General features: G+C 61.8%; 11 protein-coding genes. All 11 read left to right on the top strand.

All coding sequences use genetic code 11. From position 1 onward, the window contains the following. Positions 1-12: 12 nt before the first annotated feature. A complete protein-coding gene (locus ACZZ0A_RS11995; RefSeq protein ID WP_463543142.1) occupies positions 13-993 on the top strand; it encodes an AAA family ATPase in 981 nt (326 codons plus the stop codon). Next, positions 990-1,925: a DUF58 domain-containing protein gene (locus tag ACZZ0A_RS12000; protein WP_007914387.1), complete on the top strand. Its 936-nt coding sequence runs from the start codon at positions 990-992 to the stop codon at positions 1,923-1,925. The genes ACZZ0A_RS11995 and ACZZ0A_RS12000 overlap by 4 nt, the downstream gene beginning before the upstream one ends. Further along, entirely contained in the window at positions 1,922-2,524 is a 603-nt protein-coding gene (locus tag ACZZ0A_RS12005; protein ID WP_463543143.1) for a DUF4381 domain-containing protein, read from the top strand. The genes ACZZ0A_RS12000 and ACZZ0A_RS12005 overlap by 4 nt, the downstream gene beginning before the upstream one ends. Beyond that, on the top strand, positions 2,511-3,503 hold the full coding sequence (locus tag ACZZ0A_RS12010; RefSeq protein WP_414894327.1) for a vWA domain-containing protein: 993 nt from the start codon (positions 2,511-2,513) through the stop codon (positions 3,501-3,503). Before ACZZ0A_RS12005 ends, ACZZ0A_RS12010 begins: the two co-directional genes overlap by 14 nt. Position 3,504: 1 nt before the next feature. Beyond that, positions 3,505-5,085: a VWA domain-containing protein gene (locus tag ACZZ0A_RS12015; protein ID WP_463543144.1), complete on the top strand. Its 1,581-nt coding sequence runs from the start codon at positions 3,505-3,507 to the stop codon at positions 5,083-5,085. Further along, on the top strand, positions 5,082-6,524 hold the full coding sequence (locus ACZZ0A_RS12020) for a BatD family protein (protein ID WP_463543145.1): 1,443 nt from the start codon (positions 5,082-5,084) through the stop codon (positions 6,522-6,524). Before ACZZ0A_RS12015 ends, ACZZ0A_RS12020 begins: the two co-directional genes overlap by 4 nt. Then, entirely contained in the window at positions 6,521-7,543 is a 1,023-nt protein-coding gene (locus ACZZ0A_RS12025) for an HAD family hydrolase (RefSeq protein WP_273915467.1), read from the top strand. Before ACZZ0A_RS12020 ends, ACZZ0A_RS12025 begins: the two co-directional genes overlap by 4 nt. Positions 7,544-7,613: 70 nt before the next feature. Next, positions 7,614-9,194 carry an arylsulfatase gene (locus tag ACZZ0A_RS12030; protein WP_007914401.1) on the top strand — a complete coding sequence of 527 codons (1,581 nt, stop codon included), beginning with the start codon at positions 7,614-7,616 and terminating at the stop codon, positions 9,192-9,194. Positions 9,195-9,377: 183 nt separating this feature from the next. Beyond that, positions 9,378-11,882: a fused MFS/spermidine synthase gene (locus ACZZ0A_RS12035; protein ID WP_463543146.1), complete on the top strand. Its 2,505-nt coding sequence runs from the start codon at positions 9,378-9,380 to the stop codon at positions 11,880-11,882. 100 nt (positions 11,883-11,982) lie between these two features. Next, positions 11,983-13,602 carry a J domain-containing protein gene (locus ACZZ0A_RS12040; RefSeq protein ID WP_463543147.1) on the top strand — a complete coding sequence of 540 codons (1,620 nt, stop codon included), beginning with the start codon at positions 11,983-11,985 and terminating at the stop codon, positions 13,600-13,602. Beyond that, positions 13,599-14,597, top strand: coding sequence for a DUF3829 domain-containing protein (locus tag ACZZ0A_RS12045; RefSeq protein WP_463543148.1), 999 nt, complete (start codon positions 13,599-13,601; stop codon positions 14,595-14,597). The genes ACZZ0A_RS12040 and ACZZ0A_RS12045 overlap by 4 nt, the downstream gene beginning before the upstream one ends. The last annotated feature ends 33 nt before the right edge of the window (positions 14,598-14,630 follow it).

A 14,630-nucleotide genomic window follows, 5' to 3' on the forward strand; every position in this document is an offset into this window, starting at 1 on the left:
AGGACTGCCCCCATGACTGCGCTTACCGACCTCAACGCCCTGCAAGCCAGTATCGCCGAAGCCGTACTCGGTCAGGATCAGGTGATCCGCCAGATCCTCCTCGGCCTGTTGGCCAACGGTCACTTGCTGCTGGAAAGTCTGCCGGGGCTGGCCAAGACCCGCACGGTCAAAGCACTGGCCAAACACCTCGACGCGAAGATGAGCCGCATCCAGTTCACCCCGGATCTGCTGCCGTCGGACATCACTGGCGCCGAGGTGCTGCATCAGGTCGAAGGCAAAAATGAAATCCGCTTTCAGCCGGGGCCGCTGTTCGGCAACCTGATTCTTGCGGACGAGATCAACCGCGCCCCGGCCAAGGTGCAGGCGGCGTTGCTCGAAGCCATGGAGGAACGCCAGATTACGGTGGCCGGTAACAGTCATGCGCTGCCGGAACTGTTCATCGTGGTGGCAACGCAAAACCCGATCGAACAGGAAGGAACCTATCCGCTGCCGGAAGCGCAGATGGACCGTTTCCTGATGAAAGTCCTGCTCGACTACCCGAGTGCCGAAAACGAAAGCCAGGTGCTGCGCCTGCTGCGCAACGAAGAGTTCGCCCAAGGCGCGAGCACCACGTCAGCCAAAGGTTTCAGCCTGCCGCAGGAGGTGATCTTCGCCGCGCGCAAAGAAGTCAGCGCGGTACATGTCTCTCCGGCCATCGACAGCTACCTGATCGACCTGATCAACGCCACCCGTCACCCCGCCGATTACGACGAAGACCTCGCACGCTGGATTGCCATCGGTGCCAGTCCTCGCGGCGGCATTGGCCTGGACCGTTGCGCCCGCGCCGATGCGTGGCTGCAAGGTCAGGACTTTGTCTCGCCGGACAACGTGCGCGCGGTGGTGCATCCGGTGCTGCGCCATCGCCTGCAATTGAGCTACGACGCGGTGGCCGACGGCGTCAGTGCCGATCAGGTGCTCGACCGGATTCTCGACAAAGTGGCGATTCCGGCATGAACGACGAAGGTCTGGTCTACGTCTCTCTCGCGCAATTGATGGCGCTGGAGTTCAAGGCCCGTGACCTGAGTTTTCTCGCACGACAGCCGCGGGGCAGCATCCTCGCCGGCAACCATGCTTCGCGCCTGCGTGGGCGTGGCTTGAATTTCGATGAGCTGCGTCGCTATCAGCCGGGCGATGATTTGCGTCACCTCGACTGGCGCGCCTCGCTGCGCACCGGCAAACCGGTGGTGCGTACCTTCACCGAAGAGCGCGACCGCCCGGCGTTGATCGTCGTCGATCAGCGCATGTCGATGTTCTTCGGCTCGCAGCGCAGCTTCAAATCGGCCCTCGGCGCCGAACTCGCGGCACTGGCGGCGTGGATGGTGTTCAACGCCGGCGATCGGGTCGGCGGGCTGGTGTTCAACGATCAGCGAATCGACAGCATTGCGCCGCTGCGCAGCCGCAAACGCGTCGAAGCCTTGCTCAGCCGTATCGCCGAGCAGAATCAGGCACTCAGCGCGGCCAACCCCGACGCCGAAGACGAAGACCAGTTGGACAAGGTCTTGCAACGCTGCCTCGCCCTGGCCGGGCACGACCATTTGATCTGCATCGTCAGCGACTTCGCCGGGGCCGGTGAACGAACCTTGCAACTGATGCGGCAATTGTCGGCGCACAACGATGTGATTGCGCTGCAGGTCTACGACCCGCTGGCGATGAAGCTGCCGAGCAATGGTCGCCTGCTGGTTACCCAAGGCGAATTGCAGGTGGAACTGGCGGTGGAAAAACGCAACGTGCACCAACCGCTGGGGGATTTTCTCAGCGGCCGGCTGAAAGACGTCGCCACTTTGCTGCGCCGCAGTCAGGTGCCGTTGATGATGTTCAGTACCGCCGAAGAGGCGCACGCACAACTGCGCGCCGAGCTGGGCAAAAGTGCCGGGGCACGGCGATGAACCCGAATATCCCGAGCATTGAACAGCTTAAAGAGCTGGGCCTGCCCGAGCCGGTCAGTTATGCGCCGCAGACGTGGGGTTGGTGGGTGTTGCTCGCCCTGCTCATATTGGCCGCGTTGTTGATCGGCATTCGGCGCTATGTGCAATGGCGCAGAGACGCTTATCGGCGCGAAGGCCTGGCGCGTCTGGCGCAGTTGCGCAGCCGCAGTGATGACTTGAATGCCTTGCGTGAATTGCCGGAACTGCTCAAACGTGTGGCGCTCTCGATGCCGATGCACAAGCCTACTCGCTGGAATGCAAACCCTGTGGGAGCTGGCTTGCCAGCGATGGGGCCATCACATCCAACATCTGTATCGACGGACAGGACGCCATCGCTGGCAAGCCAGCTCCCACAGGGTCCTGCGGCGCTTGGTCGGGAGGATTGGCAATTTTTCTTGCAGCGCCACTGCAAAAAGCCGCTCCCGGCCGATTTCAGCGAACAACTCGCACAACTCGCCTACGCCCCCGACGACACCTTGCGCGCCCTGCCCGCGCCTCAACGGCAGGCGCTGTTCGATATCTGCCAATACTGGATGGAGCATCACCATGTGGCAGCTTGATTACCCCTGGCTGTTGCTTCTGCTGCCATTACCTTGGCTGGCTTACCGCTATCTGCCCGCCTACAACGAGGCCCGCAGTGCCGTGCGTGTGCCGTTTTTCGCAGCCATGAGCCGCGCGGTCGGTGAGGCCCCGGGCATCGTCGGCAACCGCCGCAATCACTGGCAACTGCTGCTGAATGTTCTGGTCTGGGCCTTGATTCTGCTGGCCGCCGCACGCCCGGTTTTCGTGGAAAAGCCCATCGAACGGCAACAACCGGTACGCGACCTGATGCTTGCCATCGACCTCTCGCAGTCAATGGAAACCGAAGACTTCACCAACGCCAGCGGCGCAAAAATCAACCGCCTCGCTGCCGTCAAAGACGTGGTGCAGGGCTTTATCGACAAGCGCAAGGACGACCGCCTCGGTCTGATCGTGTTTGGCACCGGCGCCTACCCGCAGGCGCCGCTGACCCTCGATCACGCCAGCCTCTCGCTGCTGCTGGCCGACACCGGTATCGGCATGGCCGGCCCCAATACGGCGATCGGTGACGCGATCGGTTTGAGCCTGAAGCTGCTGGACAAGGCCCACGAGCAGGAAAAAGTGCTGATCCTGCTTACCGACGGCAACGACACCAGCAGCGCGATCACCCCGGATCACGCCGCTGAAATGGCCGCCAACAAAGGCGTGATCATTCACACCATCGGCATCGGTGACCCGAGCGCGTCCGGTGAAGCCAAGGTCAACTTGTCGGCGCTGGAACAGATCGCCAAAACCACTGGCGGCCAGTTCTTCCGCGCCGAAGACCGCAACGCGCTGGATCAGGTCTACAGCACCCTCGATCGTCTCACGCCACACCAGGTGAAAACCCTCAGCCATCAACCACAACGCGAGTTGTTCTACTGGCCGCTGGGCGCGGCGGTTGCGCTGTTGGGGCTGTATCACCTTGGCGCGCTGCTGCGTGTGCGTCTGGCGTTTGCCCGTCAGCGGCAGGAGGCCTGAGATGGAGATCAACCTCAGCGACTTCCATTTCCTCCGCCCCCTATGGCTGCTGCTCGCACTGTTCGGTGCCGTGCTGCCGCTGCTCTGGCGGCGTGGTCGCGACCTGCAACGACGGCTGCGCGGCAATATCGCCGAGCACTTGTTGCCGCATCTGCTGGTGACTCCGCAGGACCATCAGCGCCTGCGCCCGGTGCACCTGCTGTGCGCACTGTTGATCCTCGGCGCCGTCGCCGCCGCCGGACCGACCTGGGAACAGGATCGGCCGGACTTCCTTGAAAATCGTGCGCCGCTGATTGTTGCCGTGGATCTGTCGCCATCGATGGACGCCAGCGATGTGCAGCCGAGCCGACTGGAAGCGGCGAAACACAAACTGCACGATCTGATCCAGCGCCGCGCCGGCGCTCGCACCGCACTGATCGCCTACGCCGGCAGCGCCCATCTGGTGTTGCCACCGACCGACGATCCGGCGCTGCTCGACACCTTCATTCAAGCCTTGGGCAGCGGGTTGATCGACAAACCGGGCAAAGACGTCGGCGCGGTGATCGATCAGGCGAAACGCTTGCTCAATGCCGAAAAAACACCCGGCAGCCTGCTGCTGATCACTGACGGCGCTGACACCGCAGAACTCGACGGCCTCGACAAGCGTGTGGGCGACAGTCCATTACAAGTGCTGGTATTGGCCGTTGGCAATGAGGACGGCGGCATCATTCATGAGGCCAACGGCCAGCCGCGCACCGATGCCAACGGGCGCCCGGCACTGGGCGGTTTCGATCCGGCAGCAATCAAGCAATTGGCCTCCGCTCTCGATGCGCCACTGGGCAGCCTGAGCGTCAATGACGATGATCTGGACTGGATCGAGTTGCACGCGCAGCAGCATTTTCAGAGGGCCAGCGCCGAGCAGCGCGAATTGCACTGGAAAGACGCCGGTTACTGGCTGTGCTGGCCGTTGTTGCTGTTGGCGCTGTGCAATGTGCGCAAGGGCTGGAGCGTCAACTGGATGCCCGCGCTGGCACTGGCGATTGGCTTGGGCTGGCCAGCAGCACCGGCGCAGGCCAACGCCCTGACCGATGCGTTTTTCACCCGCGACCAGCAAGGTCGCTGGGCGTTCGAACATGAGCATTTGCCGCAGGCTGCCGCGCTGTTTGTCGACCCGTACTGGAAAGGTGTCGCGGCGTATCACGCGGCCGATTACGACCTCGCCCTGGCGACCTTCGCGCGGCTCGACACGCCGCAGGCGTATTTCTATCTGGGCAATATTTACGTGCGCCGCTTCAAGTTCGATGAGGCCATCGCCGCGTATACCCAGGCCTTGAAGCTGCAACCGCAGTTCCCCGAAGCCACGGCCAATCTGGCGCTGGCGCAAGCGCTGCTCAAGGACACCGAAAGCGCCGAGAAAAACGCCCCGGAGACCAAGCCCGATGAGGTGAAATTCGACAAGGCGCCGGGTAAGGGTCAGAGCAAAAAGGTCGAGACCGAGCAGGCTGCGTCCGATGCTTTGTGGCTGCAGAACCTGACCACATCGCCGGCGAAGTTTCTCAAGCAAAAGTTCAGCTTGCAGGATCAGCAGGGAGCCAGGCCATGAAGCGTCCAAACCCTGCTGGCCCTATCGCTGGCAAGCCAGCTCCCACAGGGAACTCCGGTGTTATCACCGATTTTGTGAACACCATAAAACCCTGTGGGAGCTGGCTTGCCAGCGATGGGGCCAGATTGATCATCGCAAGAATCAGCTTCTGGTTCCTGGCAAGTCTGCTCAGCCTCAATGCTTTCGCCGCCGAACCCCAACTCAAAGTCCAGGCCCACCTGCAACCCGCCGAAGGCGCCATGGTTGGCGGTCTGGTCGAGCTGCAAATCGACGTCCTCACCGACACCTGGTTCACCAGCGCCGCCACCCTGCCCGACCTGAAGCTCGACGGCGCCCTGGTAATGCCGCCGGACGGTCAGGCGCAGCATCTCAATCAAACCATCGACGGTCAGGCCTTCAGCGGTTTGCGCTACAGCTACCTGATTACCCCGAACGTCGCGCGCAGCTTCGACATTCCGGCGCTGACCGTGCGCGCCACACCCGGTCAGGCCACGACAGAAATCAGTGCGCAGAGCCAACCGGTGCAGTTCAGCGCGGCCCAGCCGCCCGGCTTCAAACCCGGGGAAACACCGCTGGTGGCCAACGGTTTGCGTTTCACTCAGAGCATCACCCACTCGGCGACGCCGTTGAAAGTCGGCGACAGCATCACCCGCCAACTGACCCTGCAAGCGGACGGCGCACTGGCCATGGCCCTGCCGATTCCAATGCTCGGTGATGTTCCCGGTCTGAGCCGCTATGCGAAAACCCCGCAAGTCACCGCTCTGGACGACGGTCGCGGTGACATCCTCGGCGGTCAGCGCATCGACAGCGTCAGCTACCGCATCGACAAGGCCGGCTCGCACACGTTGCCGGCCATCGAGGTGAAATGGTGGGACGCCGGCACTCGCCAATCGCGCACCGCGCAAGTGCCGGCGGTGACGTTCGAAGCAGCAGCCGGCACGCCTTACAAAGCGGTCTTTTCGATCAGCGAAGACCTCAAGCAACTCGGCCAGAATCGCCTGCACTTCTCTACACGCTGGCTGTGGTGGCTGACCCTGATCGTGGCGGTCGTCGGTGCCGCTTATCTGTTGCGTCCAGCGTTTAACCGCGCCCGGCAACAGTGGCAAGTACGCCGCCAGGCGCAACAACGGGCATGGCAGCAATCCCCTGACTTCGCCTGGCAGCAAGTCAACGCACAACTGCAAGCCTGCCCTCCTCAATTGAGCGCGCTGTACCTGTGGCTGCGCCGCAGTCGGCTGGGGCTGAAACTGGTCGATGCCGGCCCGCGCCTGCAAGGCCTATTACGCGGGATTTACGGTCGTCAGCCAAGCACCGAGCAAACACTCGTTCAACTGCGCGAATCATTGACTACGCTTCACAGTCAGGCCGAACAGCAGCAGGCGAAACCGGCCTCGGCCCTGCGCCCGCTCAACCCCGTTCACGAGAAGGATTTCCCATGACGACTGCGCTACGGCAACGCCAACGTTTCGGACTCGCCCTGTTGTTTGGCCTCGCCCTGCCATTGCTGGCTCAGGCCAGCGAGCCGCTGCCGTCGTGGAATGACGGCCCGGCGAAGAAGAACATTATCGAATTCGTGCAGGCGGTGACCGACCAGACCAGCAAGGACTTCGTCAAACCGGGCGACCGCATCGCCGTGTTCGACAACGACGGTACGTTATGGAGCGAACAACCGGCCTATTTCGAATTGCTGTTTGCCTTCGATGAGGTCAAGCGCAACGCCGCGCAGCATCCGGAGTGGAAGACTACCCAGCCGTTCAAAGCCGTGCTGGAAAACGATCACAAGGCGCTGGCCGCTTCCGGCATGGAGGGCCTGCTGAAAATCGTCGGGGCGACCCACACCGGCATGACCACCGAAGCCTTCGATGACTACGCCAAAACCTGGCTCAGTCAGGCGCGCCATCCGAAAACCGGCAAGCCGTACACCGAGATGATCTTCCAGCCGATGCTGGAAATGCTCGACTACCTGCGCAAACAGGACTTCAAGACCTACATCGTCTCCGGCGGCGACACCGGGTTCATGCGCGCCTTCGCCGAGAAGGTCTACGGCATCCCGCCGGAACAGGTGATCGGCACCACCTTCATCACGTCATTTCAGTACAAGGACGGCAAGGCCTCGATCGTGCGCACAGCGAAACTGGCGCACAACGACGACGGCCCCGGCAAACCGGAAAGCATTGATGCGGTGATCGGCAAACGGCCGATCCTCGCCTTCGGCAATTCCGACGGCGACCTGCAGATGCTGCAGTGGACCGCCGCCGGTTCCGGTAAACGCTTCATGGGCCTGGTGCACCACACCGACGCCAAGCGCGAATGGGCCTATGACCGTCAATCCGATATCGGCCGGCTCGACAAAGCCCTCGATGAAGCAAATTCCCGTGGCTGGACCGTGGTTGACATGGCGTCGGAGTGGCGTCGGATCTACCCGTTCGAGCCTGCGGTCACCGGGCAGGTGCAATAAGAAAGCGTGATGCAGGACTGCAATAAACGTTAGTCGCAATAAACGACCCCCGCGAAAAGGAGCTAGTCATATGACTCGCATACGCAAGTGGCTACCGAAACTCGCCCTGGTGGCGACTTCGGTCATGGCGCTGTCGGCAACTGCCACAGCGGCTGAGAAACCCAACATTCTCGTAATCTTCGGCGATGACATCGGCCAGACCAATATCAGCGCCTATTCGATGGGGGTGGTGGGCTACAAGACCCCGAACATCGACCGCATCGCCAAAGAAGGCATGATGTTCACCGACTACTATGCGGAGAACAGCTGCACCGCCGGTCGATCCTCGTTCATCACAGGGCAGACACCGCTGCGTACTGGCTTGTCGAAAGTCGGCCTTCCCGGTGCCACGGTCGGCCTGCAAAAGCGCGACATTACCATCGCCCAGGCGCTGAAATCGCAGGGTTACGCCACCGGCCAGTTCGGCAAGAACCACCTCGGTGACCGCGACGAATACTTGCCGACCAACCACGGTTTCGACGAGTTTTTCGGCAACCTGTATCACCTCAACGCAGAGGAAGAGCCAGAGCGTCCCAACTGGCCCAAGGACAATCAGGAGTTCACCAAGGCCTTCACTCCGCGCGGTGTGATTCACAGCTTCGCTGATGGCAAGATCGAAGACACCGGCGCCTTGACGACCAAGCGCATGGAAACCATCGACGACGAAACCACGGCGGCTGCACAAGCGTTCATTGAGAAACAGGCCAAGGCGGACAAACCGTTCTTCGTCTGGATGAACACCACGCGCATGCACTTGTTCACCCACGTGCGTGAATCGATGCGCGGCCAAAGCGGCATGGCCGGCAATGAGTATGCGGACGGCATGATTGAACATGACGGTGACGTCGGCAAACTGTTGAAAACCCTCGATGACCTGAAAATCACCGACAACACCATCGTCGTCTATACCACCGACAACGGCCCGAACCAGTTCTCCTGGCCGGACGCGGCGACGACGCCGTTCCGTAACGAGAAGAACTCCAACTGGGAAGGCGCGTATCGGGTTCCGGCAATCGTCCGCTGGCCGGGCAAGATCAAGGCAGGCGAGGTCTCCAACGAGATGTTCTCCGGCCTGGACTGGTTCCCGACCCTGCTGGCCGCTGCTGGCGACACGGGCGTCAAAGACAAGCTGCTCAAGGGCTGGTCACCGGTTTCCGGCGGCACCAGCTTCAAGGTGCATCTGGACGGTTATAACCAGTTGCCCTACCTCACCGGCCAACAACCCAAGGGCGAGCGTAAAGAGTTCTACTACTTCAACGATGACGGCGTGCTGGTTTCCATGCGCTACGACAACCTGAAGGCAGTGTTCTGCGAACAGCGAGCGCCGGGTGGGTTCAAAGTCTGGAGCGAACCTTTCGTGTGCCTGCGTGTACCGAAGATCTTCAACCTGCGCATGGACCCGTACGAACGTGCGGACATCGTTTCCGATCAATACTATGACTGGGCGACGAAAAACGTCTTCCTGACCGAAGTGGCCGTGATGAAGGCAGCCGAGTTCCTGCAGACCTTCATCGAATATCCACCAAGTCAGCGCCCTGCAAGCTTCAGCATTGACCAGATCCGGCAGGCAGTTGATGCCAAGATCGCCGAGAAGCAGAAAGCTGCACAGTAACACCGCTCGACTGCCGCTCGCCGTCACCGGCGGGCGGCCCTTTTTTTGACTTGGGACCGTGTCGGCTTCTTCGCGAGCAGGCTCGCTCCCACAGGGGATTTGTGGTGGCCACAGGTCCAGTGTGGGAGCCTGCTCGCGAAGGGGCCAGCACCGTCACAATCACTTCTGAATTAAGGCCTCCGCATGTCCTCACGTATCGCCAGCAAGCCGTCGGCCATACCCGCCTCGCATACCGCCGCTCCCGCGCTGCTGTTCCCCGCCCTGCTGCTGTGCATCTCCGGCGCGGCGGCGCTGGTCTATCAGGTGCTGTGGATCAAGCAACTGTCGCTGGTGGTCGGCGTCGAGGTGTATGCGATCACCACCGGTATCAGTGCGTTTTTCGCAGGCTTGGCTATCGGTGGCTGGCTGTTCGGGCGCTGGGCCGATCGCTTGCAGCAGCCGGTGTTGCTGTATGCCGGGCTGGAAGTGCTGGTGGCGATTCTCGGCGTCGGCGCGACCGTGGCCATGAGCCTGGCGGCCAGTCCGTTTGCCTGGCTGCAAGAGCATGTCGGCCTGATCGCGTGGATATTGCCGTTCGCATTGGTCGGCCTGCCGGCGGTGTTGATGGGCGGCACCCTGCCGGTGCTGGTGCGTTCGCTCGCCGCCGATCCGGGCAAGGCCGGCGGTCAGTTGTATGCGGCGAATACCTTGGGGGCGATTGTCGGCACCCTCCTCGCCGCGTTCGTGTTGATCGCCAGCCTTGGTGTGCGTGGCAGTGCCTTGTTCGCGGCGATGCTCAATCTGCTGGCAGCCATCGGTGCGTTATGGCTGGCCCGGCAGCATCCGGCGCCCCTGACCACCACCGTCAAACACCACGCGGAAAAAGCCCCGGATCGAACCGCGCTGTGGCTGTACTCCATCGCCGGTGGCGTGGCGCTCGGTTATGAAGTGGTCTGGTCGCAATCGATCGTGCAGTTCATGAGCACCCGCACCTACGCATTTGCCGTGGTGCTGGCGACCTATCTGACCGGGCTGTTTATCGGCAGCGCCCTGCTCGCGCGCCGGGTCGAGCGTATCCGTGATCCGTGGGGCGTGTTCGGTTTGCTGATTGCCGGTGCCGGGCTGGTCGCGCTACTGGAAATCGCCCTGCTCGGACGCTGGCTGGTGATCGCGCAGAGTCAGGCGGAAATCTGGCTGTTGAGCCTGGGCGCCAGTGAGTTGGCCGGCATGAGTGCACGCTTTGCGGTGGCAGCGTTGAGCATTGTCTTTGTACCGACGCTGCTGCTTGGCGCGGCGTTTCCGCTGGCACTGCGTTTGAGTGTCGGCCATGAACGCGTAGGTCGGGATGTGGGTGCCGTGGTCGCTTTCAATACCCTCGGCGGAATCGTCGGGGTGATGCTCTGCGGCTTCCTGTTGATCCCGCTGCTGGGGCTGGTGCGCACCTTGGGCCTGCTGGCGATTATCGCCGCCGGCATCGGCTATTTTGCCGTACGCAGAGGTCATCACGTGAAGAAAGGCCGGCGTCAGGCCGTGGTTGCCCTCGGTCTGGTCTCGGTTGCATTTGCCGTGTTTACCCCGGTCGACAAACTCGCCAGCCTGTTACCCGGTGCGCGCAATGGCACTCTGTCGTTCTACGAAGAAGGCCGCGGTGGCACCGTGGCCGTGGTTGCTCAAGGTCGCGGCGATAACACCTTTCATCGTTTGTATATCCAAGGCGTGTCGAACACTGGTGACGCCATGCCTTCACTGCGCTACATGCGCGTGCAAGCCTTGCTGCCGCTGTTGATTCACAACGGTGAGCCACGCTCGACACTGGTGATCGGTTTCGGCACCGGCATCACTGCTGGCGCCCTGCTGCGCTACCCGGGGCTGGAACATCGGGTGGTCGCCGAGTTGCTGCCGTCAGTGGTCAAAGCCGCGCCGTTGTTCAAGGGCAACTTCAACGCCGCCAGCGATCCCGGCGTCGATGTGCGTCTGCGCGACGGGCGCCAGGAACTGCTACGCAGCGCACAAACCTACGACCTGATCACCCTCGAACCGCCACCGCCCTCTGCGGCCGGTGTGGTCAATCTGTATTCGCGGGATTTCTATCAGTTGGCGGCGAGTCGCCTGGAGCACAAAGGCATCGTCGCGCAGTGGCTGCCGTTGCCGACGCAGAACATCGACGACTCGCGTTCGCTGGTGCGCAGCTTCCTTGATGTGTTCCCGTATGCCTCGCTGTGGACCAGCGAATTCCACGAGATGCTGCTGGTCGGTTCGCTGCAGCCGATGGAAATGGACGTCGCAAAAATTACCGCGCGTTTCCAGCAGGACAGCGTGCGTAGCACCTTGCAGGATGTCGGTATCGGCTCGGCCGCTGCCCTGCTCGCGACCTGGGTCACCGATCGCGCCGGGCTTGAACGCTTTGCCGCCGATGCACCTGCGGTGACCGACGATCAACCGCGCATCGAGTACGCGCCGTGGGTGCGCAGCAAAGAAATCACGCGCGTGTTGCCGGCACTGTTGGACCTGTATCAGGCGCCGCCACTGGTGAATGCCGATGCCGGATTCAATGAACGCATGGAAAGCCATCGCCAGCGCTTGATGCAGTTCTATCGCGCCAGCCTGCATGCCTATGACGGCGACCGCGATGCCTGGGCACGGGATATCGGCGAGGTGATGCGCGGTGATGGCGGCAACCCGTATTTCCGCTGGTTCGTCGGCAAATAAGTGACGGCTGAGGACTTTTCGACGCGAAACAGGTAGGGTGCGCAAAATCAAAGTGCCATCACTGGGTCGCGTCGAAGGTTTTCATGGAGTTGCACACGCAATGAGTTGCTGGACCGTGCTTGGCCTTACCGCCGACGCCGATACGCGCAGTATCAAACGCCAATACGCCGCCCTGCTCAAACAGACCCGCCCGGACGAAGACGCTGAGGGCTTCCAGCGCCTGCGTGACGCCTATGAGCAAGCCCTGAATTACAAGGAATGGGCGCAGGTCCACGAAGACAACGAAGCGCCGGACGACAGCTGGGATTTGACCGGCCTGACCGTGGTCGAAGTCGATGCCTTGCAACAGGCGACGCGCTCGCTGCACGGCACCAGCCTTGCGCAATTGCAACAGCGCCATGCCCTCGCCGTTGAGCAGGGTTGTGCGCATATTCTCGAAGAAACCTTGCTGCAGCATTGCATCGAGCATCCTGACACGTCGGCGCCGATGGTCGATTGGGCGGTGCAGACCTATCACTGGTTCAGTGCCTGGCAACGGCTGGAACTGGATGAAGAGTCGATCGAACTGTTGCTCGATCAGCAGCGTGATCGCATGACTCGACCGCTGCGTGATGCCCTCGAACGCGAAGACGGCGAAGCCTTTTTGCAGGCCTACGCACAGTCCGCGCAATACCTCTGGCTCGACGCTGAAGTGCATCGGCAGTGGTTCAACCTGTACCTGAGTCGATTGCTGCTGGACAGCGAATACTGGTCCTCCGCTATTTTCGAACAGGTGTGCGTTGGCCAGGGCTGGCACTCCGGCCCGGCCAACCTTTGCCCGAAAGATGAATGGAAGCGGCTGACCGCTCGCTACGAGGCACCGCTGTTTATCGCGCAGCAACGTCAACTCGCCGAAGAGCCGCCCGCCACCGCCGAACACCGCGCCGCCCGCCTGTTGCTCGGCAGCGCCCCGTTCAGCCAGCGGCGTGCACTGGCCCGGCGCCTGCGTGAGAAAGATTGGGAGCATTGCCGACATTTGAGTTCGGCGCTGTACGCCAATCATCAGAAGGTCTGCGCAGAGTTGCCCGGTGGCACCGCGTTCTTCTGGCGCGACTGGGAGCTGAAACGCGGCGAATGGCCGACCTACGTTGGCGTGGTGCTGGCCTGTCTGATCGGTGCGTTTAGCCATTTCATCCCGCTGGGGCTGCGCGTCACCGGTTTGTTCAATATTTTCATGGTGTCGATCGTGGTGTTTGGCGTAATTGCCGCCGGCCTCAATTGGCTGGCCCACGATCTGGCGCACCGTTATTGGCTGCTGGATGACTGGCTAAGCGAGCGGCTGTGTCCGGGGATCGTGGCGCCATTCGGGGTACTTCGCGACCTGATTCCCTGTGCGCTGATGGTCGCCGGACTCACTTGGCTATTCGGTCCTGTCGGCGGGGTGGTCTATGCAACGACGCTGGCGGTGGTCGGCCTGGTCCGGCGGCGTCAGATCGAACCGCACGTGTCCTGGGAGCAACGCAATCCACTGCTGAAGATTTGCCTGGCGGTACTCGGCGTTGTCGCCCTGGTGATCTTACTCGGCGTGCTCAATGTGATCGCCAGCAAAGACACGGTGACCCGCAATCAGGGACTGCAACCCTGGGCCGAGCGTTTGTGCAGTCGTCTGCCCGCCACGGCGACTGGCTGCGGTGCACCCGCTACCCGTGAGCAATGGTATGGCGCGGAGGCAAAACCATGAGTTCGAGAATGATGTTTGTCAGTGGTCTACTGATCGCACTGCTGGTGATGGGGTTGTCGGGGGCAACCACGCCGTTCCTGCAACTCGACCTGTGGCTGGACAATCGCGACGCGCCCGTCACTGCTCAGGCCAACGCACTAAGCCCGATCATCACCTGCATCAACCGAGTCGACGTGCATTGGCAGGTGGCCTACGAGCAATACAAACACCCGGAACCGCCAAAGGATTATTCCGCCGCCAATTGGGTACCCGAGCCACGAGACTTTGAAGACAGCGATGCGCGCATCGTGCAGGACATCCAGAAGGATGTCTGTCTTTCCAACATGAACCTGAAGCTCGATCTTCTGGGCTATCAGCCGGGACTCTCGCACCGCGCCCGTGACTATGCGAAAGCGCTGCAGGGCGTGGCAACAGTATCGATGCCCTCACGATTCGATAGAAGTGCCAGCTTCGTTTCCGTGTTCCCGAATCCGTCAGGGGGCTACCGGGAGCGGTACCTGAGCGCCATCGCTGACTACCTCCAAACGTCGGCGGCCTTGAGAAAAGACCTTCTTGCGCTGGATATGGCCCAGCGCAGCGAACAACTGAAACGGCTGGATGCGCGCATGGGCAAGGAGATCCACTGGTCGCTGCTGGCCTACATGATTCAGGCCCGAAATACGCTGGAGCAGTTGGAAGACGGGATGAAGCACCAAACGCTGACACCGCAAACCGTGGCGGACACCACCGCCAGCCTGCAACAGGCATGGTCTCGCCGCGAGCCTTTCATTCGCACCGGCGAGCGCGGATTCCGCACCAAGGATGATGACGCAAAGGAACTGTGGGAATACATCAGCGAGCCCGCGCAGCACTATCTCGACGCGCTGAACACCCTGCACAAAGACTGGCAGGAACACGCCGAACCGCAACGTTTGAGCGACGACTACTACGCCGTCACCCGTGGTTACGACGCCCTGCTCAGCCACTACAACCGCCGGGCACGCGCCAACTTCTGAGGAGTTGCACCGGCCGGACCGTCCTCGCGGACA

The organism is Pseudomonas sp. AC242, from assembly GCF_979258655.1.